General features: G+C 69.9%; 17 protein-coding genes. 13 read left to right on the top strand and 4 right to left on the bottom strand.

All coding sequences use genetic code 11. The features are described 5' to 3' along the window. The first annotated feature begins 120 nt into the window (after positions 1 to 120). The 10 genes from KBX26_RS27290 (at position 121) to mmsB (ending at position 15,373) form a co-directional block, all read left to right on the top strand. A complete protein-coding gene (locus KBX26_RS27290; RefSeq protein ID WP_210866704.1) occupies positions 121 to 1,662 on the top strand; it encodes a sugar ABC transporter ATP-binding protein in 1,542 nt (513 codons plus the stop codon). Then, on the top strand, positions 1,659 to 2,729 hold the full coding sequence (locus KBX26_RS27285) for an ABC transporter permease (protein WP_030333975.1): 1,071 nt from the start codon (positions 1,659 to 1,661) through the stop codon (positions 2,727 to 2,729). Before KBX26_RS27290 ends, KBX26_RS27285 begins: the two co-directional genes overlap by 4 nt. After that, positions 2,726 to 3,715: a galactofuranose ABC transporter, permease protein YjfF gene (gene yjfF, locus KBX26_RS27280; RefSeq protein WP_030333976.1), complete on the top strand. Its 990-nt coding sequence runs from the start codon at positions 2,726 to 2,728 to the stop codon at positions 3,713 to 3,715. The genes KBX26_RS27285 and yjfF overlap by 4 nt, the downstream gene beginning before the upstream one ends. Positions 3,716 to 3,741: 26 nt before the next feature. Then, entirely contained in the window at positions 3,742 to 5,244 is a 1,503-nt protein-coding gene (gene araA / locus KBX26_RS27275) for an L-arabinose isomerase (protein WP_030333979.1), read from the top strand. 337 nt (positions 5,245 to 5,581) lie between these two features. Continuing rightward, positions 5,582 to 7,687 (top strand): family 43 glycosylhydrolase, encoded by a 2,106-nt coding sequence (locus KBX26_RS27270; RefSeq protein ID WP_210859104.1) that lies wholly within the window; start codon positions 5,582 to 5,584, stop codon positions 7,685 to 7,687. 412 nt (positions 7,688 to 8,099) lie between these two features. Beyond that, a complete protein-coding gene (locus KBX26_RS27265) occupies positions 8,100 to 9,083 on the top strand; it encodes a LacI family DNA-binding transcriptional regulator (RefSeq protein ID WP_209444598.1) in 984 nt (327 codons plus the stop codon). 319 nt (positions 9,084 to 9,402) lie between these two features. Beyond that, positions 9,403 to 11,049, top strand: a complete 1,647-nt coding sequence (locus KBX26_RS27260) for a glycoside hydrolase family 27 protein (protein WP_030336028.1) — start codon at positions 9,403 to 9,405, stop codon at positions 11,047 to 11,049. Positions 11,050 to 11,361: 312 nt separating this feature from the next. Further along, positions 11,362 to 12,504, top strand: a complete 1,143-nt coding sequence (gene chvE / locus KBX26_RS27255) for a multiple monosaccharide ABC transporter substrate-binding protein (RefSeq protein ID WP_030336027.1) — start codon at positions 11,362 to 11,364, stop codon at positions 12,502 to 12,504. An 83-nt stretch (positions 12,505 to 12,587) separates the two neighbouring features. Further along, complete coding sequence (gene mmsA, locus KBX26_RS27250; protein ID WP_030336025.1) at positions 12,588 to 14,126, top strand: multiple monosaccharide ABC transporter ATP-binding protein; 1,539 nt, start codon at positions 12,588 to 12,590, stop codon at positions 14,124 to 14,126. Then, positions 14,123 to 15,373, top strand: coding sequence for a multiple monosaccharide ABC transporter permease (gene mmsB, locus KBX26_RS27245; protein ID WP_030336023.1), 1,251 nt, complete (start codon positions 14,123 to 14,125; stop codon positions 15,371 to 15,373). The genes mmsA and mmsB overlap by 4 nt, the downstream gene beginning before the upstream one ends. Positions 15,374 to 15,655: 282 nt before the next feature. Here the strand turns inward: mmsB and KBX26_RS27240 are convergent, their stop codons facing one another. Continuing rightward, positions 15,656 to 17,035 (bottom strand): DNRLRE domain-containing protein, encoded by a 1,380-nt coding sequence (locus KBX26_RS27240; RefSeq protein ID WP_210866703.1) that lies wholly within the window; start codon positions 17,033 to 17,035, stop codon positions 15,656 to 15,658. A 220-nt stretch (positions 17,036 to 17,255) separates the two neighbouring features. On the opposite strand from KBX26_RS27240, the gene KBX26_RS27235 reads away from it, so the two are divergent. Next, on the top strand, positions 17,256 to 18,551 hold the full coding sequence (locus KBX26_RS27235) for an MFS transporter (protein ID WP_307857918.1): 1,296 nt from the start codon (positions 17,256 to 17,258) through the stop codon (positions 18,549 to 18,551). Next, a complete protein-coding gene (locus KBX26_RS27230) occupies positions 18,548 to 19,531 on the top strand; it encodes a PD40 domain-containing protein (protein WP_210866701.1) in 984 nt (327 codons plus the stop codon). The genes KBX26_RS27235 and KBX26_RS27230 overlap by 4 nt, the downstream gene beginning before the upstream one ends. A 57-nt stretch (positions 19,532 to 19,588) precedes the next feature. Here KBX26_RS27230 and KBX26_RS27225 read toward each other — a convergent pair whose 3' ends face one another. From KBX26_RS27225 to KBX26_RS27215, 3 genes are all read right to left on the bottom strand, one after another. Beyond that, positions 19,589 to 20,485 carry an ABC transporter ATP-binding protein gene (locus tag KBX26_RS27225; protein WP_210866700.1) on the bottom strand — a complete coding sequence of 299 codons (897 nt, stop codon included), beginning with the start codon at positions 20,483 to 20,485 and terminating at the stop codon, positions 19,589 to 19,591. Beyond that, entirely contained in the window at positions 20,482 to 23,520 is a 3,039-nt protein-coding gene (locus KBX26_RS27220) for an FtsX-like permease family protein (protein WP_210866699.1), read from the bottom strand. Before KBX26_RS27220 ends, KBX26_RS27225 begins: the two co-directional genes overlap by 4 nt. A gap of 80 nt (positions 23,521 to 23,600) precedes the next feature. After that, the gene (locus KBX26_RS27215) at positions 23,601 to 24,248 is read right to left on the bottom strand and encodes an ABC transporter ATP-binding protein (protein ID WP_210866698.1); all 648 of its coding nucleotides are present in this window, start codon (positions 24,246 to 24,248) and stop codon (positions 23,601 to 23,603) included. Between the two features lie 279 nt (positions 24,249 to 24,527). On the opposite strand from KBX26_RS27215, the gene KBX26_RS27210 reads away from it, so the two are divergent. Further along, positions 24,528 to 25,694: a peptidoglycan DD-metalloendopeptidase family protein gene (locus KBX26_RS27210; protein WP_030336008.1), complete on the top strand. Its 1,167-nt coding sequence runs from the start codon at positions 24,528 to 24,530 to the stop codon at positions 25,692 to 25,694. Positions 25,695 to 25,704 lie beyond the last annotated feature (10 nt).

Here is a 25,704-nt window from a genome sequence, read left to right as displayed (position 1 = left end):
CTTGGCCCGCGACGACCCCGAGTACCACGCCCGCCCGAGCGACCCCCAGGGGCGACCGGGCGGGCGTCGCGGGGACGTGGCGGCCCTTCCGTGTCGACAACCCAGAAGAGGTCTGATGGGATGACGGATAGCCGTCCGGTCCTGACGATGACCGGGATCAGCAAGTCCTTCCCCGGGGTGCGCGCACTCCACGACGTCAACTTCCGGCTCTTCCCCGGCGAGGTGCACGCCCTGATGGGCGAGAACGGCGCCGGCAAGTCGACCCTCATCAAGGTGCTCACCGGTGTCTACGACACCGACGAGGGCGCGATCACCCTCCACGACGAACCCGTGTCGTTCACCGGGCCGATGCAGGCGACCGCCGCCGGTGTGAGCACCGTTTTCCAGGAAGTCAACCTCTGCACCAACCTCTCGGTGGCGGAGAACATCTTCATCGGCCGTGAGCCCCGCCTTTTCGGCGCGGTCCGCTGGGGCGAGGTTCGCCGCCGCGCCCGAGCCCTGCTGGCCCGCCTCGACCTCGACCTCGACGTCAGCGCGCCGCTCGGCTCGTACTCCCTGGCGATCCAGCAGATGGTCGCCATCGCCCGCGCGATCGACATCAAGGCCCGGGTGCTGATCCTGGACGAGCCGACGTCCAGCCTCGACGCCGACGAGGTGGCGCAGCTGTTCCGGATCATGCGGCAGCTGCGCGACGAGGGCATCGCCATCCTGTTCGTGACCCACTTCCTCGACCAGGTCTACGAGATCGCCGACCGGATCACCGTGCTGCGCAACGGCGGGCTGGTCGGCGAGTACCTCACCACCGAGCTGCCCCAGCTTTCCCTGGTCGAGAAGATGATCGGCAAGGAGCTCGACGTCCTGGAGGGCATCGAGGAGCACTCCCGGCGGGACCTGGCCACCCTGGAGGAGGGCACCCCCCTGGTGGCGGTGTCCAACTTCGGTCGAGGGGGCGCTGTCGAGCCGTTCAGCCTCACCATCCACGCCGGCGAGGTGGTGGGCCTGGCCGGCCTGCTGGGCTCGGGGCGTACCGAGGTCGCGCGGTTGTTGTTCGGGGCCGACCGGAGCGACGGGGGTCAGGTAGCTGTCGACGGCACGGCGAGCAGCCTGCGCACCCCCGCCCAGGCGATCGACCACGGCGTGGGCTTCTGCTCGGAGAACCGCCGCGCGGAGGGGATCGTCGCCGACCTGTCGGTGCGCGAGAACATGATCCTCGCCATGCAGGCGGCGCGCGGCTGGCTGCGGCCCATTCCGCGTCGTCGCCAGGACGAGCTGGTCGACAAGTACGTCAAGGCCCTCAACATCCGGCCCGCCGACCCGGAGGTTCCGGTCCGCAACCTCTCCGGCGGCAACCAGCAGAAGGTGCTCCTGGCCCGGTGGCTGATCACCGAGCCCCGGCTGCTGATCCTCGACGAGCCGACGCGGGGCATCGACATCGGCGCGAAGACCGAGATCCAGAAGCTCGTGACGCAGCTGTCCGACGGCGGCATGGCGGTGCTGTTCATCTCCGCCGAGCTGGAGGAGGTGCTGCGCCTGAGCCACAAGGTGGCCGTGATGCGGGACCGGCAGATGGTCGCGCAGCTCGCCAACGACGAGAGCCTCGACGCCGACCGCATCATGCAGACCATCGCCAGCGGATCCCACCGGGAGGAGGCAGACCGATGAACGACACCATGAGCCGCTTCCGGACGATGACCGGTCACCGGCTGTTCTGGCCCGCCGCCGTGCTGTTCGCCATGCTCGCCGCGAACACGATCTACCGGCCCGGGTTCCTGTCCATCGAACTCAAGGACGGGCACCTGTACGGGACGCCGATCGACATCCTGCGGCTGAGCGCACCGCTGATCCTCGTCGCGCTGGGCATGACCCTGGTCATCTCGACCGGCGGCATCGACCTGTCGGTCGGCTCGCTCTGCGCGATCAGCGGCGCGATCGCCTGCATGTACATCAGCAAGCAGCCCGACCAGAGCAGCATTGCCGTGGTGGCGACCGCCCTCGCGATGGCGATGGGGGTCTCGCTCGTGCTCGGCGCGTGGAACGGGGTGCTGGTGGCAGTGATCGGCATCCAACCGATCATCGCCACCCTGATCCTGATGGTCGCCGGCCGGGGTCTCGCCCAGCTGATCACCGAGGGTCAGATCATCACCATCAACTCCGAGCCGTACCGGGCGATCGGCCTGGGCCACGCGTTGACCCTGCCGCTGGCCATCTTCATCGCTCTCGCCGCGGCACTGCTCGTCGCCGCGTTCACCCGTCGCACCGCGCTCGGCATGATCATCGAGTCGGTGGGCGGCAACTCGGTGGCCAGCCGGCTGGCCGGCATCCGGTCCGGCCGGGTCATCTTCCTCGCGTACGTGATCAGCGCCGCCTGTGCCGCGGTCGCCGGTTTCATGATGACCGCCAACGTCTCCAGTGCCGACGGCAACGCCGCCGGCCTCTGGGTCGAGCTGGACGCGATCCTCGCTGTCGTCATCGGCGGTACTTCGCTCGCGGGCGGCCGGTTCTTCCTCAGCGGCACCATCATCGGCGCGCTGATCATCCAGACCCTGACCACCACCGTGTACGCGATGGACATCTCGCCGCAGACGTCGCTGCTGTTCAAGGCGGTCGTCGTCATCGCCGTCTGCCTCATCCAGGCGCCGGCCTTCCGGGCCCGGTTCACCCGCCGCAGGCGCAACGCCCCGCCGCCCGCCCCCGTCGCCGACAAGCCGAAGGAGCAGGTGCCGGCATGACCACTGGAACGCTTACCGCCGGTCGTAACCGGTTCCGGCTGCCGAGGAAGCAGATACCGGTCCTGGCGACGCTCGCCCTGCTGCTGGTGATGTACGGCATCGGTGTCTCGCAGTACACGGCGTTCTCCAACGTCCAGGTCATCTTCAACGTGTTCATCGACAACGGCTTCCTGCTCGTCGTCGCGGTGGGCATGACCTTCGTGATCCTCACCGGTGGCATCGACCTGTCGGTCGGTTCGGTCGTCGCCATGACGGCGATGGTGTCGGCCGCGCTGCTGCAGGACGGCATGCCGGCGGCGCTGGTGCTCGTCATCGCGCTGCTCATCGGCCCGACGCTCGGCCTGCTGATGGGCTGCGTCATCCACTTCTTCGAGATCCAGCCGTTCATCGTCACGCTCGCCGGGATGTTCTTCGCCCGGGGCATGTGTACGTTCATCTCCGGCGCGTCGATCCCGATCACCGACGGCTTCTGGACCGCGATGTCGCAGGAGCGGATCGGGAACCCCCGCGGCAACTTCGTGTCGATCAGCGTGCTGATCGCCTTCGTGGTGGTCGCCATCGCCGCGTACGTGCTGGCCTACACCCGGCTGGGGCGCAACGTGTACGCCATCGGCGGCAACCCGCAGTCGGCGCTGCTGATGGGCCTGCCGGTGGGGCGGACCCGGATCGCCGTCTACACGATCAGTGGTCTGTGCTCGGCCATCGGCGGGATCCTGCTGTCCTTCTACACCCTCTCCGGCGCGCCGCTGATCGCCGTGGGGATGGAGCTGGACGTCATCGCCGCCGTCGTCATCGGTGGCACGGTGCTCACCGGCGGCGCGGGTTACGTCTTCGGCACGGTACTCGGCGTGCTGGTCCTGGGCGTGATCCAGACCCTCATCACCTTCGATGGGAGCCTCAACTCCTGGTGGACCAAGATCGTGATTGGCGGCCTGCTCTTCGCGTTCATCCTCCTACAGCGCCTCATCGGAATCCGTTACAAGTGACCGCCCCTCTCGCGGAAGGCAACCCCATGGCACCACACACCGAACCCGAGATCTGGTTCCTCACCGGCAGCCAAGGCATGTACGGCGAGGAGACGCTCCGCCAGGTGGCTGAGCAGTCCCGCCAGATCGCGGCAGCACTCGACGACTCGCCGCAGATTCCCGCCCGCGTGGTCTGGAAGCCCGTCCTGACCAACAGTGGTGAGATCCTGCAGGTCTGCCGGGATGCCGCCGCCCAGGGTGCCGTCGGGGTGATCGCCTGGATGCACACGTTCTCGCCGGCCAAGATGTGGATCTCCGGTCTGGACGCGTTGCAGACACCGCTGCTGCACCTGCACACCCAGGCGAACGTTCTGCTGCCGTGGAACGACATCGACATGGACTTCATGAACCTGAACCAGGCCGCGCACGGCGACCGCGAGTTCGGGTACATCCAGACGCGCCTCGGTGTGGCCCGTAAGACGGTGGCCGGGCACGTCAGCGACCCGCGGGTGACCACTCGCATCGGGGCGTGGGCGCGCGCCGCGCTGGGCTGGTCGGCGATGCGGTCGCTGCGCCTGGCCCGCTTCGGTGACAACATGCGCGACGTCGCGGTGACCGAGGGCGACAAGGTCGAGGCCGAGCTGCGGTTCGGCGTCTCGGTGAACACCTACGGCGTCAACGACCTGGTCGAGGTGGTCGGCGAGGTCACCGACGCGCAGGTGGACGACCTGGTCAAGGAGTACCAGGACACCTACCGCATCGTCGGCGAACTGCTGCCCGGCGGCGATCAGCACGACGCGCTGCGCTACGCCGCGCGCCTGGAGTTGGGCATGCGCGCCTTCCTGGACGCGGGTGGGTTCCGGGCCTTCACGACGAACTTCGAGGACCTCGGTGGGCTGCGTCAGCTGCCGGGCATCGCCGTGCAGCGGCTGATGGCGGACGGTTACGGCTTCGGCGGCGAGGGCGACTGGAAGACCTCGGTCCTGGTCCACACCCTCAAGGCGATGTCGGTGGGGGTGAGTGGCGGCACCTCGTTCATGGAGGACTACACCTACGACCTCACCCCGGGCAACGAGCTGGTGCTCGGCGCCCACATGCTGGAGGTCTGCCCGACCATCGCGTCGGACGTGCCCAACGTGGAGATCCACCCGCTGAGCATCGGTGGCCGGGAGGACCCGGTCCGGCTGGTCTTCGACGCCGCACCCGGTCCGGCGGTGGTGCTCGGGTTGGCCGACATGGGGGAGCGGTTCCGGCTCGTGGCCAACGAGATCGACGTCGTGTCCCCGCCGCAGCCGCTGCGCCGGTTGCCGGTGGCCCGGGCGGTGTGGCGTCCGCGCCCCGACCTGCCGGTCTCGGCCGAGGCGTGGATCACCGCCGGCGCCCCGCACCACACGGTGCTGTCGCAGGCGGTGGGCGTGGAGGAGCTGCACGACCTGGCGGAGATGAGCCGCACCGAGCTCGTCGTCATCGACGCCGACACGCAGCCGCGCCGCTTCGCCGACGAGATCCGCTGGAACCAGGCCTACTACCGGCTGGCCCGCGGCTTCTGATTCGCGCGCTCTGATCGCGCTCGACACGGGTGGTCCATCCCTGCCTGCGGCTGGGGTGGACCACCCGTTCGCGTGTGGTCCCGGCGTACGTGAGGCGGCCGTGTTACGGCTTGACTAACAGCATGTTATCGCTCACAGTCTATAGCCAAGATGGTCGATGTCTTTGACTGTCCGGCCACGCGCGCGTTCCACCTCTCTCGGTTGCGGTAGCTCATCGCCGCGACCGTCGGGCTGACGGTGTTAGCGATCACATGGCCGGACGTCGGTCAGCTCGGTGCCCCGCCCGGTGCCGCGGACGCGACCCAGATCGCTCGGTTGACGTCAGCAGAGGAGGATCATGCTTTCCATCGGTCGGGTTCCCCGGGGTGCGCCACGTCGGCGCGGGTGGCTGTCGAGACTTGCTGTCGCCGCGATGACGCTGGTGGTCGGTGGCGCGGCCGCAGCCGTCGCCTCGGCGCCCGCGTCAGCGGCGACTGTCGACACCAGTGCCTGGTACGTGTTGGTGAACCGCAACAGCGGCAAGGCCCTGGACGTGTACAACCTGGCGACCAACGACGGCGCGCGGATCACGCAGTGGACCCGCAACAACGGTAACCAGCAGCAGTGGCAGTTCGTCGACTCCGGTGGAGGCTACTACCGGGTGAAGTCGCGGCTGTCCAACAAGGTGTTGGACGTCTCGGGCTTCTCGACCGCCAACGGCGGCGCAATCGTGCAGTGGAGCGACAACAACAGCACCAACCAGCAGTTCCGGTTGGCCGACTCCGACGGCGGTTACGTCCGGTTGATCAATCGGAACAGCAACAAGGTGATGGAGGTGCAGGGCGCCTCGACCGCCGACGGCGGAAACATCGTGCAGTACGACGACTGGAACGGCACCAACCAGCAGTGGCAGTTCGTCCGCGTCGACGGCGGGACCGACCCCACCACGCCACCCCCGTCGAACGGCACCTTCTCGAACCCGGCGATCTGGCAGGACTTCGCCGACGTCGACATCATCCGGGTCGACAACGCGTACTACCTCACGTCGTCCACCATGCACTACTCGCCGGGCGCGCCGGTGCTGCGCTCCTACGACCTGGTGAACTGGGAGTTCGCCGGGCACGCCGTGCCCCGGCTCGACTTCGGCTCGAAGTACGACATGAGCGGTGGCAACGCGTACGTCGACGGGATCTGGGCGTCGACGCTGAACTACCGGCCGAGCAACCGGACGTACTACTGGGCCGGGTGCATCGACTTCGCGCAGACCCACATCTACACCGCGTCCGCCGTCGACGGCGCGTGGAGCAAGCACGCCACCATCCCCAACTGCTACTACGACGCCGGGTTGCTGGTCGACGACAACGACACCATGTACGTGGCGTACGGCAACAGCACCATCAGCGTGGCCCAGCTCTCCGCCGACGGGAAGTCCCAGGTCCGCGCCCAGCAGGTCTACCAGACGCCGTCGAGCATCGGGACGCTGGAGGGCGCCCGCTTCTACAAGCGCAACGGCGCCTACTACATCTGGCTCACCCGACCGGCGAACGGCCAGTACGTGCTGAAGTCGACGAACGGTCCGTTCGGCCCGTACGAGCAGCGTCAGGTCCTGCTCAACCTGCCCGGTCCGATCTCCGGCGGCGGTGTGCCGCACCAGGGCGGTCTGGTGCAGACCCAGAACGGCGACTGGTACTACATGTCCTTCGTCGACGCGTACCCCGGTGGTCGGATGCCGGCCCTGGCGCCGATCACCTGGACCGGCGACGGTTGGCCGGTGTTGCAGACGGTCAACGGCGCGTGGGGCAGCTCGTACCCGAAGCCGAACCTGCCGGCGCCGCCCCGGGCGGTCAAGCCGCTCACCGGCACCGACACCTTCGCCGGCACCACGCTGGGCCCGCAGTGGGAGTGGAACCACAACCCGGACAACAGCAAGTGGTCGGTCAACAACGGCCTGAACCTGCAGACCGCCACCGTCACCGGCGACCTGTACAAGGCGCGCAACACGCTGACCCACCGCATCCAGGGCCCCACCTCGACCGCGACCATCGAGTTGGACTACTCCACCATGCGCGACGGTGACCGCACCGGCCTGGCGGTGCTGCGCAACTCGTCGGCCTGGATCGGCATCCGACGGGACAACGGGTCCACCCGGCTGGTCATGCAGAACGGCCTGACGATGGACGGCAGCTGGAACACCACCAGCACCGGCAGCGAGGTGGCGAGCACCGCCGTCTCCGGTGGCCGGATCTGGTTGCGCGCCAACGCCGACATCAGACCCGGCTCCGGCCGGCAGGCCCGTTTCTCGTACAGCACCGACGGGGTCAACTTCACCTCGTTCGGCAACGCCCTGACGCTGGCGAACAACTGGCAGTTCTTCATGGGCTACCGGTTCGCCATTTTCAACCACGCAACACAGGCGCTCGGTGGCGCGGTCACCGTGCGGCGATTCGACCTGACGACGCCGTGACACCAGTCACACGACGTCCGGTCTGACCGGTGGCGCCGGCCGCGCACGCCGTACGGCATGTCGAGTCGGCGCCACCGTGTCGGGCCCGCGCCGGCCTGCTCCACGCTCTGTCCAGGAGCGCGGGCGGGCCGGCGTACCACGTCGGGGGCCGCGCGCCGCACCGGCTGGCGCGCACCTCCGGCGGGGACCGGGTGGTACGGCGTGGGCGGGTTGCGCAGACCCGACAGAGCCATGCCGTGTTCAGGACGGTTGCTGGCGTAGACTGTCGGCGATCCAGCGCTGGTCACCTGGGATTCAGCACCGGCGTGGTGACTGAGCGAGGGGGATCGGGCCGGGCCGCTCCAGTCGACGTCGACGGGCCGCGGGCCGGAGATGTAGCGGGGGGAGTGAAATGGCCGTCCACGGTCCCGCGATGACGGACGTTGCTCGTCTCGCCGGTGTCTCCCATCAGACGGTGTCGCGGGTGCTCAACGGGCATCCCAACGTCCGTGAGCAGACCCGGCTTCGGGTGCGCGCGGCGATCGCCGAACTCGGCTACCGCCCCAACGGCGCGGCGCGCGCCCTGGTGACCGGTCGATCACAGGTCATCGGGGTGGTCGCGCAGAACACGACGCTCTACGGTCCGGCGTCGCTGCTGGCCGCGTTGGAGCAGACCGCCGCGGAAGAGGGTTTCGCGGTCAGCGTCGGCAGCGTGCGCAATCTCGACCACCGGTCCATCTCGGCGGCCGTCGAGCGGCACCTGTCGCACCGGGTCGCCGGCATCGTGGTCATCGCCCCGGTCGAGTCGGCCGGTGAGGCGTTGGAGCGCCTGCCCAAGGACGTCCCGCTGGTCACCGTCGACGGCGACCCGAGCCGGCCGGTGCCGCTGGTGACCGTCGACCAGGTGGCGGGCGCCCGGGCGGCCACGCAACATCTCCTCGACGCCGGGCACCGCACCGTCTGGCACGTCTCCGGGCCGACCGACTGGTTCGACAGCGTCGGCCGGATCGACGGCTGGCGGCAGGCGCTGCTGGCCGCCGGGTTGGATCCGCCGCCGCCGATGCCGGGGGACTGGTCGGCCGCGTCGGGCTACCGGTGCGGGCAGATGTTGGCGCGGATGCCGGAGGTCACCGCCGTCTTCACCGCCAACGACCATCTCGCGTTGGGCGTGCTGCGGGCGCTGCACGAGTTCGGCCGGCGGGTGCCGGACGAGATCAGTGTGGTCGGCTTCGACGACGTGCCGGAGGCGGCGTACTTCATTCCGCCGCTGACCACCGTCCGACCGGACTTCGACGCGGTGGCGCGGGCGAGCCTGCAGATGTTGCTGTCGCAGATCGAGTCGGGCACCGGCGGGGCGCTGCGGCAGACCGTCGCCCCGGCCCTGGTCGCCCGCCAGAGTGTCGCCCCACCGCGCTGACCATCAGAGGTGCCCCCGCGGCGGGCATCGGTCCCGCCGCGGCTGCCCGCTGAGCGGGTGCGGGTGCGGCCGGGGGTGCGGGCCGACGTCGGCGTGCGGCAATTTCCGGCTTCGTCACCGATAAGACGTGACTCGATGCGTTGCGCAGTGTAGTCAATCGACCTCGGGCGATACGACCTCGTGAAGGTATTGAACCTCGTGAAATGTCGCCGTAACATGATGGGCGTCTCTGTTAGCGCTAACAAAAATAGGCGCACAACTATCGGCGCACCAACCGGAGATCGTAGTCACGGCCGGGCGCCACCGACAAGGAGGCTCGATGAACCGCACTACCCGAGGTCGTCGCTGGGGGAGCGTACTGGCCGCCGGAATACTGCTCGCCGGCACACTGGTCGGCCTTCGCGCTCCGACGGCGCAGGCACTGGACAACGGCGTGGCGCGCACTCCCCCCATGGGGTGGAATTCGTGGAACTCGTTCGGCTGCAACATCAACGAGGCGCTGATCCGGCAGACGGCGGACGCGATCGTCAGCAGCGGTATGCGGGACCTGGGCTACAACTACGTCGTCGTCGACGACTGCTGGTTCAATCCCAACCGGGACTCCTCCGGCAACATCCAGGGCGACCCCGGCCGGTTCCCCAGCGGCATGAAGGCGCTCGGCGACTACCTGCACGCCCGGAACCTGAAGTTCGGCCTCTATCAGGTGCCGGTCGACAAGACCTGCGCGCAGTACTTCGGCTCCTACCCGGGCGCGACCGGCAGCCGTGGTCACGAGGTGCAGGACGCGCGCCAGTTCGCCGCCTGGGGCGTCGACTTCCTCAAGTACGACTGGTGCTCGCCGGAGGGCAGCATCAACGACCAGGTGGCCACCTTCGCCAAGATGCGTGACGCGCTGGCCGCCACCGGCCGGCCGATCGTCTACAGCATCAACCCCAACAGCATCCACGCCAAGACCGGCCCGCAGCGCAACTGGGGCGACGTGGCCAACATGTGGCGAACCACCGAGGACATCACCAACGCGTGGGACACCGGCCAGACCAACGGCTACCCGATGGGCATCCAGAACATCATCAACGTGACAGTTCCGCTGGCGTCGTACGCGAGGCCGGGTGGGTTCAACGACCCGGACATGATGGAGGTCGGCCGCGGTGGCATGAACGACACGGAGATGCGCAGCCACTTCGCGATGTGGGCGATCATGGCGTCTCCGCTGATCGCCGGCAACGACGTGCGGAACATGAACGCCGCGACGCAGACCATCCTCAAGAACGCCAACCTGATCGCCATCAACCAGGACTCGCTCGGGTTGCAGGGGACGCAGGTGTCGTTCGACGGTACGCGTCGGGTGCTGGCCAAGCGGCTCGCCAACGGTGACGTCGCCGTCGCCCTCTTCAACCAGGGTGGCTCGACGACGACGATCTCGACCACCGCCGCGGCCATCGGCAAGTCCGGCTCGTCGTTCACGCTGGTGGACGCGTGGACCGGCGGCACCAGCTCCAGCAGCGGGACCATCAGCGCCAGCGTCCCGGCGCACGGCACCGTGGTGTACCGGGTCAGCGGTGGCGGCACGACGACGCCGCCGCCGACCACGTCGAGCGCGTATGCCAGCGCCGCCTCCGGGCGCTGCCTCGACGTGCCGAACAGCAACACGACCAACGGCACCCAGCCGGTCATCTGGGACTGCAACGGCGCCGCCAACCAGCGCTGGACCCGCAGCGGTCAGACCCTGCAGGCCCTCGGCAAGTGCCTGGACGCGCCCCTCAACGCCACGGCCGGCGTCAAGGTGCAGATCTGGGACTGCAACGGCGGGACCAACCAGCAGTGGGCGGTCAACGCCAACGGCACGATCAGCGCCGTGCAGTCGGGGCTCTGCCTGGACGTCAACAACAACGGCACCGCCAACGGCACCACGGTGATCCTCTGGACCTGCACCGGTGCGGCGAACCAGCGGTGGTCGCAGCGGTAGCCGATCGGGTTCGCCGGCCGACGAGGCCCCGGCGACCCATCTGACCCGACGGTAGTGCTGGTGCCCGCGGACGACAGACGTCGTCCGCGGGCACCGGTCTGTCGGTGCCGTGGACGACCACGCTGAGTTGTCGCGTCCTGCCCTTCCGGCTGATCGGTCGTATCGCTACGCTCGCCTGGATGCTCCGTTACGAGACCGTGACACCGGTATTTCGGATCAGGTGTTGACGCAATGTTTGTGAGCGCTAACACTACCCGAAAGATGACAGTTGGCCCCGGGCAGTCGGCGGGGGAGTCCTGAGAGGAGAAGCCGGTGGGCAGGAAATTCCTGGTTGCTCTCGGCGGCGCGGCACTCGCGCTGAGCTTGGCGGCATGCAGCGGCGGGGGTGCGGGCAGCGGTGACAAGACCGGTGACGAGAAGCCCAGCGATCTGACCATCGGTGTGTCGATGCCGACCCAGACCTCGGAGCGGTGGATTGCCGACGGCAACGCGGTGAAGTCGAAGCTCGAGGCCAAGGGCTACAAGGTCGACCTCCAGTACGCCGGCGACGACATCCCCACGCAGTCGCAGCAGGTCGACCAGATGATCACCCAGGGCGCGGATGTCCTCATCCTCGCGGCGATCGACGGCACGGCGCTCAGCAGCCAGCTGCAGGCCGCCGCGGCCGCGAAGATCCCGGTCATCTCCTACGACCGGCTGATCCGCGGCAGCAAGGACGTCGACTTCTACGTCAGCTTCGACAACTACAAGGTCGGCGTCGCCCAGGGCACCGCGCTGCTGGTCGGTCTCGGCCTGCTGAACAAGGACGGCACGAAGGGCACGGCCAAGGGGCCGCTGAACGTCGAGCTCTTCGCCGGGTCGCTGGATGACAACAACACCCAGTACTTCTTCGGCGGCGCGATGGACACCCTGAAGCCGTTCATCGAGGACGGCACGCTGGTCGTCAAGTCCAAGCAGACCACCCCCGAGCAGGTCGCCATCCTGCGGTGGCAGCAGGAGACCGCGCAGAAGCGGATGGAGAACCTGCTCACCTCCAGCTACAACGACGGCTCGAAGGTCGACGGGGTGCTGTCGCCGTACGACGGCATCTCCCGGGGCATCATCACCGCCCTGCAGAACGCCGGCTACGGCAAGGGCGCGAAGAAGCTCCCGGTCGTGACCGGCCAGGACGCGGAGATCGCCTCGATCAAGCTGATCAACGACGGCGTGCAGAGCTCCACGGTCTTCAAGGACACCCGACTGCTGGCCGAGCAGGCCGTGAACGCGGCCGAGGCGTTCCTGCAGAAGAAGCAGCCGCAGGCCAACGACACCGAGACGTACAACAACGGCGTCAAGGTCGTCCCGGCGTACCTGCTGCCGATCGCGACCGTCTACAAGGACGACATCAAGGCGACGCTGATCGACTCCGGCTACTGGACGGCGGAAGAGGTCGCCGCCGGTCAGGCCAAGAAGTAAGCCACTCGTCGGGCCCGGCGGTCATCCGCCGGCCCCGACGCCTGGGCGTGTACCGCGTCCAGACCTGACGGAGGACAGTGACCATGGACGACACCATCCTCGAGATGCGTCGCATCACCAAGACCTTCCCCGGCGTGACCGCGCTGGAGGACGTCACCCTCGCAGTGCGCCGCGGCGAGATCCACGCCATCTGCGGTGAGAACGGCGCCGGCAAGTCCACCCTGATGAAGGTGCTGTCCGGCGTCTACCCGTCCGGCTCGTACGACGGCGAGATTCTCTTCGACGGCAAGCCGATGCAGTTCCGCGGCATCCGCGACAGCGAGGCCAACGGCATCGTCATCATCCACCAGGAGCTCGCCCTGGTGCCGTACCTGTCGATCGCGGAGAACATCTTCCTCGGCAACGAGCGGCGTGGCCGCAGCGGGCTCATCGACTGGAACTTCGCCAACGCCGAAGCGGCGAAGCTGCTGGCATCCGTCGGGCTGCACGAGAACCCGGTCACCCCGGTCATCCAGCTCGGCGTCGGCAAGCAGCAGCTGGTGGAGATCGCCAAGGCGCTGTCGAAGAAGGTGCGCCTGCTCATCCTGGACGAGCCGACGGCCGCGCTCAACGACATCGACTCGGCGCACCTGCTCGACCTGCTGCGGGCCCTCAAGGAGCAGGGCATCACCTGCATCATGATCTCGCACAAGCTCAACGAGATCACCGCCATCGCCGACTCCACCACGGTGATCCGCGACGGGCGCGCGGTGGAGACCCTCGACATGACGGCCGACGACGTGAACCAGCAGCGGATCATCCGGGGCATGGTCGGGCGCGACCTGGACAGCTTCTACCCCGACCGCGAGTCGTCCCCCGGTGACGAGGTCCTGCGCATCGAGGACTGGACGGTGCGGCACCCGGTCCAGGACCGGATGGTCGTCGAGGGCGTCGGCCTGTCCGTACGCGCCGGTGAGGTCGTCGGCATCGCGGGCCTCATGGGAGCCGGTCGCACCGAGCTGGCGATGAGCGTGTTCGGTCGGTCCTACGGGCGCGACATCCGGGGCCGGCTCTTCGTCCACGGGCGGGAGGTACAGGCCCGCACGGTCGCCGAGGCGATCGACAACGGCATCGCCTACGTCACCGAGGACCGCAAGCGCTACGGGCTCAACCTCATCGACGACGTGCGGCGCAACGTGTCCGCCGCCGCGTTGGACCGGCTGTCCCGCCTGGGCTGGGTGAACGGCAACGAAGAGATCAAGGTTGCCGAGACGAGCCGCAAGGAGATGAACATCCGTACGCCGAGCGTCATGGCGGTGGTCGGCAAGCTCTCCGGCGGCAACCAGCAGAAGGTGGTGCTGTCGAAGTGGCTGTTCACCGACCCGGACGTGTTGATCCTCGACGAACCGACCCGCGGTATCGACGTCGGCGCCAAGTACGAGATCTACACGATCATCAACCGGCTGGTGGCGGCCGGTAAGGCGGTGATCGTCATCTCCTCCGAGCTTCCGGAGCTGCTCGGAATGTGCGACCGCATCTACACCCTCGCCGCCGGCCGGATCACCGGCGAGATGCCGGTGGCCGAGGCGACTCAGGAGAGCCTCATGGAGCTGATGACCAAGGACAAGGAGCTCGTCGGATGACCAGCATCAAGACCCCTTCGACGGAGCGCCCCACGCCGCCGGACAGCACACCCACCGCAGCCCTGCACAGCGGGACGAACGACCTGCGCGCGCTGGTGTTGAACAACCTGCGGCAGAGCGGCATCTACGTCGCCCTGGTCGTCATCGTCGCGCTCTTCGCGGTCCTGACCGACGGGGTGTTGCTGAGCCCCGGCAACATCACCAACATCGTTCTCCAGTACTCGTACATCCTGGTCCTCGCGATCGGCATGGTCATCCTGATCATCGGCGGGCACATCGACCTGTCGGTCGGATCGGTCGTCGCGCTCACCGGAGCGGTCTCCGCCGTCCTGGTGATCCAGCAGGGCCATCCCTGGTGGATCGGCGTCGTGGCGGCGCTTGTCGTCGGCGTCGCGGTAGGCGCCTGGCACGGGTTCTGGGTGGCGTACGCCGGCATTCCGGCCTTCATCGTGACCCTGGCCGGCATGCTGCTGTTCCGGGGTCTCACCCTGCGGGTGCTCGACAACATCTCGCTGTCGCCGTTCCCCTCCGAGTACCAGCAGGTCGCGGCGGGCTTCCTCAACGGCCTGCTCGGCGGCGAGGGCTTCGACGCCTTCACGTTGCTGATCGGCGCCATCGCCGTGGCCGGCTACGCGGTCAGCGGCTTCCGCACCCGCGTGGCGCGGATCCGCTACCAGCAGCCGGTCGAGTCGTTCCCGCTGTTCGTCGCCCGGGTCGTGCTGGTCGGCGCGGTCCTCATGTACTTCGCCTGGCAGTTGGCGCACGCCCGAGGCCTGCCGATCGTGCTGATCATTCTGGCGGTCCTGGTGCTGGTCTACGGCCTGCTCACCCGGCGTACCGTCTTCGGCCGCCAGGTCTACGCGATCGGCGGCAACCTGTCGGCGGCGGCGCTGTCCGGGGTGAAGGTCCGCACCGTCAACTTCTGGATGTTCGTCAACATGGGCTTCCTGGCGGCGGTGGCCGGCGTCATCTACTCCTCGCGGTCCAACGGCGCCCAGCCCGCCGCTGGCAACATGTTCGAGCTGGACGCGATCGCCGCGGCCTTCATCGGCGGCGCGGCGGTCACCGGCGGCGTGGGCACCGTGGTGGGCGCGATGGTCGGTGGTCTGATCATGGCGGTGATGAGCAACGGCATGCAGCTCATGGGCATCGACCAGTCGACCCAGTCCGTGGTGAAGGGCCTCGTCCTGCTCGTCGCGGTCGCCTTCGACGTCTACAACAAGCGTCGCGCCGGCACGTCCCGCTGACGCCCTGAGGTACGCCCGTGTGCCCCTGCCCGCGTTCCGGGCGGGGGCACACGTCGTTCGGTCGCGTGCCGTCGGGACTTGACCGGGTCGGCCCTGGCAGCGGATCGCGGCGCCGGACGTGGCGATTTTCGTAGATCTTGGACAGTTTCCGTTCCGGGTGTACGGAAACTGTCCAAGATCTCGCCGTGGAACCGCGCGGGTCGCCGCGATCGAGCGGGCTCCGTCGGCCAGGGGGAGCGAGGGTCCCGCTGCGCCGCTAAACGGCGCAGCGGGACGGCGCGGTCAGTGGCAGGAGGTGGTGCCGGTGTCCGTGTAGGTCTGGCCGGCCACCGGGACGAACTGCCAGTCGTAGCTGTTGGAGTGCAGGGTGAACTTCAGCAGGCCCCACGCCGAGCTGTTACGTGCCTCGCTGTTGGGCTGGATGGTGCCGAAGCCGTAGTGGCCGGCACCGCCCATCCCGGCGACGAAGCTACGCAGCCCCCGACTCGAGTCGGCGGCACCGGCCGGGTTCATCGGGGCGAACCGCTCGTACACGTGGTTGTGCCCCCACACCACGACGTCGGCGTTGTAGTCGTAGAGGGCCTGGTACAGCGGACGCGTCGACGTCGACGGCGCGTGGTTGGAGCTGGACGTGAACAGTGGGTGGTGCCAGTACGCGAGCGTGCACGGCTTGCCGCTGGCGGCCAGGTCCGCACGCAACCACTGCTCCTGCGCCGAGCCGGCCGACATGCTGATGTTCGAGTTCAGCGACACGATGTGCCAGTTGCCGAGGTCGTACGAGTAGTAGCCGCGACCGCTCGGGCCGGCGGACGTACCGAAGTAGTTGTAGTAGCCGGTCGCGCCCGACGTGTTGTAGTCGTGGTTGCCCGGCGACGGGCGGGTACGGGACTTGTGCCGACCCCAGGTGGGCTCGTAGTAGCTGTTGAACTGCGACGCCGTCCCACTGTCGTAGACGTTGTCGCCGGTGGTGAAGACAGTGCCCGGGATGGTGTCGAGCAGCGCCGCCGTGGCACTGTCGCCGGAGCCCGAGTCGGCGATGTCGCCAGCGCCGACGAAGACCGGGTCGCCCGACGGGGGCGGCGTGGTGGTCCCGGTGGTGACCACCAGCTGCGGGGCGTCAGCGCCACTCTCCCGGGTGTCGTAGTAGGCGCCGTCGCCGCTGGCCGAGGTGGCGCCGAAGCTGTACGTACCGTTGCCGGTGACCGCGGCCGTGACATCGACCTCGTACCAGGTGTTGCCGCTGACCGCGCCGATGGTGCCGAGCGTGGCCCCGTCGATGGCCGGCTGGTTGTTCCAGGTGGTGCCGGTCTCCGACCAGGTGGTGTTGGACATCCGGCGGAACGTGCCGCCGGCGTCGCTGCCGCTGTTACCGCTGATCGTGCGCAGTCGCAGCTTGGCGGCGGTCACCGTGCCGCTGACACCGCTCACGGTGAAGCGCAGGAACGAGCGCCGCACCGGTGAGTTGTCCACCACGACCTGCGTGGACGTGCCGTAGTTGGTGGTGGCCGTGTCGCTCTGGACGTAGGTGTCGGCGACCGGCGTGAAGGTCACGCTCGCCGCCGACGCCGCGCCAGCGCCGGTCACGACGACGGCGGCGGTCGCGGCGACGATCACCGTGACCAGCCCCAGCGTCACCGACGGACGGGGGAATCGAATGTCCATCCAGGACTCCTTACCTCGTGGGAAGAGCGCAAGGAATGTAGGAAGGTCGATGAGCCGGCGGGCGACGGGCGGATGAACACTGCGTCCCGGCAGGCGAACACCTCGTTGTTGGAAAGCCGTTCACCCGGCCCTCGCCCGGATGCCACCGACGGTCCGTTGTGTCCACCGCGGCGAGTACGGACGATGGCTGCCCGTCAGCCGTCGATCCGAGGAGATGCGCGTGTACCTGTCGACCGTCTCCCGACCCGTCGCCGACCCGCCCGGACCGGGGCCCCGACGTGGCCGGTTCGCGATGGTCAGCGGCAACGTCATCGCGCTCGGCACGGTCAGCCTGATCACCGACGTGTCGGCCGAGATGGTGGCCGCGGTCCTGCCTCTCTACCTGGTGCTGGGCCTGAACCTCAGCCCGGTGGCCTTCGGCGTGCTGGACGGCGTCCACACCGGCGCCACCGCGCTGTTGCGGGTCGTCGGCGGTTTCGCCGCCGACCGGTTCCGGCGGCGCAAACTGATCGCCGGCCTCGGGTACGCGCTCTCGGCGGTGGCGAAACTCGGACTGCTGCTCGCCGGCCGGTCGATCCCGGCGATCGGTGCCGTCATCGCCGTCGACCGGCTCGGCAAGGGGGTGCGCAGCGCGCCACGCGATGCTCTGATCACCCTCTCCACCCCGCCCGAGGCGCTGGGTCGGGCATTCGGGGTGCACCGGGCGATGGACAGCTTCGGCGCGTTCCTCGGGCCGCTCGCCGCGTTCGCGGTCCTGCTGGTCGTCGGGCAGTCGTACGACGCGGTCTTCGTCACCAGCTTCTGCATCGCGGCACTGGCCGTCGTGGTGCTGGTGCTCTTCGTCCGGGAACGGCCCACCGGCCCGGCAGCCGACGGCCCGGCGGCGGACGGGCCGGACGACCCGAAGGTGTCCGTCCGCGAGGCGGTCGGCCTGCTGCGCGGCGGGCCTGCCCGCCGGCTGGTGCTGGCCGCCGCGATGCTCGGCCTGGCCACCATCGGCGACGGCTTCGTCTACCTGCTGCTGCAACGCCGGATGGACCTCGGCCTGCGCTGGTTCCCGCTGCTCGCGGTGGGAACCAGCCTGGCCTACCTGCTGCTCGCCGCCCCGCTCGGCGCGCTCGCCGACCGGGTCGGTCGCCTGCCCGTGGTGATCGGCGGCTACACCGCCCTCGGTGCGACGTACCTGCTGCTGGCCGGCCCGGTCGACGGCTGGCCACTGATCGCTCTGGCGCTGACGCTGTACGGCGCCTTCTACGCGGCCACCGACGGTGTGCTCATCGCGCTCGCCGGGCCCGTGCTGCCGGCGCGACTGCGGACCACCGGAATCGCGCTGGTGCAGACCGGGCAGGCCCTGGCGTACCTCGTCTCCTCAGTGCTGTTCGGTCTGGCCTGGCAGGCGTGGGGACCGGAGCACGCGGTCCGCGCGGCGGCGGTGGCCGTCGCCGGCGTCCTGGTCGGCACGCTGCTCCTGCTGACCTCCCCGTCCCGACCCACCACCCGGAAGGTGCTCCGATGACCGCGATGTCGACCCGAGTGAAACTCGGCGTGGTGGTCGCCTCGGCCGTGCTGCTGGGCACGGTGGCGGCCGGCTACGCCGCCACGGCCGCGCAGGCTCCCCGGACACCGCCGCCCGTCGGCGGCGAGCAGGCGGTCAGCCTGGCACCCGGGCCGCGTCTGCTGGCGATCACCGACCGGCACGTCTCCACCGTCGCCGCGACCGACCCCGCCGGGCCGCGCACGGTCGGCGGTCTGGAATGCCTGCGGGTCTACGCCGCGGCCGGCACCGGGGTCTGCCTGAAGCCGGAGACCGCGTGGTCGTACCAGGTTGTCGTGCTCGACGCGGAGCTGCGCCAGACCCGGGCGGTCGGTGTACCCGGTCTGCCGAACCGGGCCCGGGTCTCCGCCTCCGGCCGGATGGTCTCCTGGACCACGTTCGTCGGCGGTGACTCGTACACCTCCAGTGGCTTCTCCACCCGCACCGGGATCCTCGACACCGTCACCGGTGCCACTGTGGCGTCGCTCGAAGACTTCGCGATCACGATGGACGGCCGCCGCCACCGCAACCCGGACGTCAACTACTGGGGCGTCACCTTCACCGCCGACGACAACCGCTTCTACGCGACCATGTCCACCGGGGGTCGGCGGTACCTCGTCCGGGGTGACGTCGCCGCCCGCACCGTCGAGACGCTCAAGGAGAACGTCGAGTGCCCGTCGCTGTCACCGGACGGCACCCGGCTCGCGTTCAAGGAGGCGATCGACGCCGACCCGGCGAAGGGCTGGCGGTTGTCGGTCCTCGACCTGTCGAGCATGCGGGTCACCACGACCGCGGAGACCCGCAGCGTCGATGACCAGGCGGCCTGGCTGGACAGCGGAAAGCTGGCCTACACGCTGCGTCGGGACGACGGCCAACCCGACGTGTGGAGCGTCCCGGCGGACGGGTCGGGTACACCGGCGCTGACGATCCCCGGCGCCGAGTCGCCGTCACCGCTCACCTGACCGCGACCGCGGACAACACGGCCCACCGAGCCGAGCGGGGCCGTTCAGACGGCCTGGTCAGGGCGGGTCGCCGACGCTGGTCACCCCGTCGTCTCCGGGGCGGGACGACGGGGTGGTCACGGCGCGCAGGGTGATCGACTGATCGGTGTGCTCGACCTCGAACAACGTCCCGGCGGGGAAGGCCGCCGACGTCTCGGGCGGCAACTGGATCGTGCCGTCACCGGCCACCACGGCGAAGTCCCGGCCGTCACGCCCCTCGGCGCCGACCCGGCCGTCGCGGATGGTGACCGCCCGGCCCAGTCGGGCGCCCACCTCGCCGTCGTGGGTCACCACCACCACTGTGGTGCCCCGCTGGGCGTTGACGGTGGTCAGCGCGGCGAGCACCTCGTCACGACCGGCCACGTCGAGCTGACTGGTCGGCTCGTCGACCAGGAGCAGGCCGGGCCCGGCGGCGAGCCCCTGCGCCAGCGCTGCCCGCTGGCGCTGACCCGGGGTCAGGTCGGCGACCCGCCGCGCGCCGGCACCGCCGAGACCGACCAGCTCCAGGGCCGTGCGCGCCACGGCTCGCTGCGCCAACCAGATGTTGCGCGACAGCGACAGGTACGGCAGCAGGTTGCGTTCGGCGCCCTGGAGCACGGTGCCGACAGTGGTGCCGCGCAGGGCGGCCAGGCCCTTGGCGGGGAGCCGGGACAGCTCGTGGTCGCCCACCTGGACCCGTCCGGCGGAGGGCTGCATGAGCCCACCGAGGATCGCCACCAACGTGGACTTGCCGGAGCCGGACGGACCTACCAGCGCCAGCATCTCACCGGCCGCGATGCTCAGGTCCACGCCGGAGAGAGCGACGACGTCGCCGGTGGCGGTGGGGTAGATGTGGATCAGTCGATGGCAGGTGACGGCCACCCCCTCGGCCGGCTGTGCGGCGGTCACCGGCGCGTCCTGCCGGGCCGCGGTCATCGACCGCTCCGGCGGCGCACCGAGGCGGCGGTGATCCGACCGAGCACGACCGCGGTGAGGGCGAACAGGACGACGGCCGGCACCGCGAACAACAGCAGCCGGTCGACGGTCGGCCAGTCGGGTATCGGGACCGGTGAGCGGCCGTCGCTGAACAGGCGCTGCCCGCCCCGGGTGAGGAGCCAGATCACCAGGGTGACGAGAGCACCCGACCCCACCGCGAACGCGACCGGCCATCCGTAGCCGCCCCGCACGGCGCGTGGCGGCAACCCCTGCCGACGCAGCGCCACCAGCGTGGCCACCCGGGCGCGTTGCTCGGCGGAGGCCGTCGCCACCATGCCGGCCGCCCCGATCAGCACCCCGGCCAGCGCGGCGAAGACGTTGAAGCGCAGCGCCAGGGCCGCTCCCTGTCGATCGAAGTCCGCTCGGACCTGGGTGATCGTCCGGTCGCCCCGCACGACCAGGCCCTGTTCGCGAAGCCGGTCGAGGACGTCGGTGGGAGCCGACCGCGCCAACCAGACCTCCTCGCTGCCGTTCTGACTGGCGACGGCGAGTCGGTCCGCGTACTCCAGGTCGGCGATGAGACCGGACGCGCCGAGCCGCGGCAGGCGGTCGACCAGACCTCGAACCGACCCGTTGGTCGGTGTCCCGTCGACACCGTCGTACGGATGAGACCCGCCGAGGCTCGTCCCCTTCGACCGGGTCAGGTAGATGGGCAGCGGGAACGGCGAATCGAGCACACCGACACCGGCCGGCCTCGCGCGCGGGCCTTCCGCGACTTCGAGGACCAACGCGGCTTTCGTCCCGCTCGCTGTGCTGATGGACGTGTCATCCGTATCGAGCAGCCGCCACCGTTGCAGATCGGCGAGCTGTGCGCCGGTCAGCACGACCGACTCGCCCTCGCCCTCGCCGTCGGCGGTGCTCAGCTCCTCGAACTGGACCGTGAGTGGCCGGGACACCACGGGAGCATCGATCTCGATCTTGACGAGTCGGCATTCCTGCGCGCACTCGGGCACCTGGAGGTCGTAATCCTTCCGGCCGGGCGTGATGTCCTCGCGGGCAAGGGCAACCCGGGTGCCGTTCCGTCCGGAGATCGTGATCGCGAGGCGGACCCGATGCCCGCCGAAGATCTCGGCGTCGAAGTTGGCGGAGAGCGCCATGATGAGCTGCTGACCCCGCAGCCGCACCGGTTGCCCGGGTGCGGGCGGGTGGATGTCTCGGGCGATGTCCGCCAGCGAGGCGCCGTAGGACGGATGCGGCGCGGCCACCGTCGCCAGCCTCTCGGAGTCCACTGCCAGCAGCGGTGTGCCGGCCGCGGCGGGCGTACCCGACACCACGGCGGCCATCGCGAATCTGCCCTCGGGGTCGACCGCCCGCACGGCTGTCAACAGATGTGCACGCGACGTCGCGTCGACCTCGACGACGCGAGGCGCGCCGACCTCGACGACCGACCGGTCGAGGTAGGCGGCCGAGGCGACCTCACTCGTCGCGACGGTGAAGGCGAGCATGGCGACGGCCACGGTGAGCAGGGCGATCAGCGGCCGGAACCGGGGTTGGCGGGCCACCTGCACCAGGGCGAGGCCGACCGCTGTGCGGCCACGCGCGAGCAGCGCCGCGCCCACAGCGGCGCCGGCGAGCATCGCGACCCGCGCCAGCAGCACGCCTGCGGCGAGCGCTCCGGCGATCGGTGCCACCAGCGCCAGACCACTGGGCGATCCGCCGGAGCGCAACTGCACCACGGCGCCCACGGCGATGGACACCGCGACGACGTCGCCGATGGTGGCCCGCCACCCTCGTACCCGGGCCGGCACCCTACGCAGCAGGTCGACGACCGGCGCGGACATCATCCGGGCCTGGGCCAACAGCACCGCGGCGAGCGCGCCGAGGGCGGCGACAGCGGCGAAGACGATCGTCGTCGCGTCCACGGCGACGTCGGCGTGGGCCGGGAGGGTGCGCGCGGCGAGCAGGTCGGCGGCGGCCAGACCCGCCAGGCAGCCGAGGGGGATCGCGACCAGGACGGGCACGGCGTGCTCACCGATCGCCAGCGCCCACAGCCGTCGACGCTGCACGCCACGGAGCAGGAGCAGGCCCTGCTCCGGTCGGCGTTGGTCGGACGCCGAACCGACAGCGACGAAGAGGACCAGCCAGCAGAGCAGGACGAGCAGCCCCGCGCCCAGCACCACGCCGTCGGCCAGCTGCCCGCGTTGCAGTGTGACGCGGTCCAACAGACTCGGCAGGCTGCTGCCGGCCCCGTAACCCTCACGCCCCCCGTCGCGCTCCAGCACCGCGATCGTCTCCCGCAGGTCCGGCACGGATCGGCCGTCCAGCAACCGTTCGGTGGCGTAGAGATCGGCGGTCGACCGGGACAGGATCAGGTCGTCGTCGACGAGGGGTGACGACTCGGCGCTGAAGATGGCGTCCTCGGCGCTACCCGGGATCGACGTGGTGGCCGTGTCCGCGGCGGGCGGCCGGATGAGCTCCTCGCCGAGCCAGTACGGATCCCGCACGTCCAACGGTTGGTAGACGCCGGACACCCGCACCGGCACGGCGCCGAAGGTGAACTGATCCCCGACGCCGACACCGAGCCGCGCCGCGGTGTGCGTACTGACCATGACCTCGGGGACCTGACCTCTCGCTGTGGCCCGGGGGCAGGCGCCGGTCACGGCGACCCGCTCGCAGACCCCCGCCCGATAGGTCAGGTTCGAGGTCACCCTGCCGGCGCGACCGGCGGCGACACCGCCGCTCTGGGCGCCCAGGACGACGTCGAACCCGGCCGGCGTCAACTGACGGACCCTGTCGGCGAACACCGTCCTGGTCGGATCGCCGGGCATCCCCGGATACTCGACGGGCTCGGCGAGTCGCACCCGCCGCTCGTTCGGCTGCGCGGTGGACAGTTCGTAGCGCCACAGGGCCTGCCCGGCCGCGGCGGTGTAACTCGGTGCGGCCGCGGCGGCGGCACTGGCGAGCAACGCGAGCAGGAGCACGGCGGCGGCCTGCGCCCGACGGGCCGCGAGCGCTGCCCAGATGATGGTCAGCATTGACGGCGATGCTATCGGCGGTGCCTTTCGCCCGCCGTCCCGTGCGGATGGACTGAGATCTGCCGGTTATCGCAGGCCCGTCAATCGCGGACGATCTCCGCCCGACCCTCGACGAGATGCAGCTCCGCCTCGCAGGCGGCGGCCACCTCCGGGTCGTGGGTGGCGAACACGACCGCCGCGCCCCGGCGTGCCTCGTCGTGCAGCAGATCCAGCACGCGCTGCCGATTACCCGCGTCCAGCTCGCTGGTCACCTCGTCGGCCAGCAGCACGCCGCCGCGCAGCGCCAGACCGCGAGCGATGGCCGTCCGCTGCTGCTGGCCGCCGGACAGCTCCTCGACCAACTGGTCGGCCTGGCCGGAGAGACCCAGCCGATCCAGCATCGTTGCGGTCTGCTGGCGGGCCTGCGCCGCTGCCACACCGCCGGCGACCAGCGCCACCTGCAGGTTCTCGGTGGCGGTCAGGATCGGGGCCAGACCGTTGTCCTGCGGGACGAGGACGATCCGGTGCTCGACCGCGTGGTCGCGGTCGCGAAGCGCCTGCCCGTCGACTGTCACCGCGCCGTCTCGCGGGCGCAGCAGCCCGGCCATCGCGTGCAGCAGGGTGGTCTTGCCGGCACCCGACGAACCGGTCAACGCCAGCACCCGACCCGGACGGACCGTCACCGACACGTCCCGGAGCACGGTCGGCGCATGGCCGTAGCCGATCGACACCCGTTGAAGAGTCAACATCCGCGCTCGCCCCCTCCGGTAGCGGCGTTCCGCACAGTGCCGCGCCCTACCGCATGGCGCAATTCTCGTTCAGGGGTGGTGCGGCGCGCAGCCCGGCCGAGGCCGGCTCGGGCGCGAATCCAGGGATGTAGAAAACCTTCGATGGGTTCGTTGACTTTTGACGATTTGCTACACAACAATCGGCGTCAATATCGACGGTTGTCTCTCGGTTGTGATCCGGCGGGAGGCATCCGTGGCGGAACTCGACGGTCCGAGAACCCATCCGAAAGTGAGGCCACGATGAGACACGGTCGACGACTGGTCGGCGGCACAGCCGCCGCCCTGTTGATGGTCACGAGCCTGATCGGGGCGGCGCCCAGCGCCGCCGCCGCGGCCGTCACCCCCGCGCTCACCGCCGCGGTGACCGCCAAGCTGCTCGGTTCCGCCGAACTGTCAGTGGCCGGAGCGCGACCGGAGACCCGGGTCACCGTCAGCCGTACCAGCGGCCGGTGGGCGTTCGGCACCGCCGTCGCCCTCGCGCCCCGGCAGGAGGACGCCCACCCCACCGGGTCGATCTTCATCGCCCGGTCCGAGCCCGCCGGGTGGCGGATCGCCTTCGACGGCGAGGCCGCCTTCGGCGCCCTGGCCGCCGAGTCGCCGCTGACGACCGCGCAGGAGAGGGACGTGCTCACCACCACCCCGAGCCCGATGTACGCGGGCGGCGACTACCGGACCGGGATGGCCCTGCCGTTCGGCGTTGGCCAGACGTGGACGCTCACCAGCGGCCCGCACGGCTGGGGTGGAACCGAGTCGCCGTACAGCTCGGTCGACCTGGCCGGCGGCGACCAGGTGGTCCGTGCCGCCCGGGCGGGCGCGGCGTACACGATGTGCCAGGGGTGGATCCGGGTGATCCACGACCGGGGCTACTCGACCGACTACTACCACCTGTGGAACAGCATCTCCGTCAACGGCGCCAGCGTCGGTCAGGGCGCCGTCCTGGGTAACACCGGCACCGACGTCACCTGCGGCGGTGCCGCCTACGGCCGGCACGTCCACTTCGGGCTCCGGCAGAACAGCGCGTACGTGCCGATCGCCGGGCACGACATCGGCAAGTGGGTGCTGGCCAACGGGGCCGCCGCGTACCAGGGCGGGGCACGGCACGGGTCGGCCTGGGCCGGTGCTGGTGGCGGTCTCTACAACTACGGCGCGCTCGGCTTCAACCAGGGGGTGGTCGACGCGAACGGCGGCGGGGCGCTCACCCGACGTGCCGGGCCGGGGACCGGCTACGGCTCACTCGGCTCGGTGGCCGACGGCGCCACTGTCACCATCTCCTGCTCCGCCAACGGCACCTCGCACACCGGCCGGTACGGCACCACGGCGCTCTGGAACCGGTTGAGCGACGGCAGTTGGGTGTCCGACGCCTACCTGTCGACAGGTGTGAACGGTCCGGTCAACGGCTGGTGCTGACGAGCCCGAC

This window comes from Micromonospora sp. C97, assembly GCF_018070385.1.
Classification (GTDB): domain Bacteria; phylum Actinomycetota; class Actinomycetes; order Mycobacteriales; family Micromonosporaceae; genus Micromonospora; species Micromonospora parva.
This window is presented reverse-complemented; position numbering and strand designations above follow the sequence as displayed.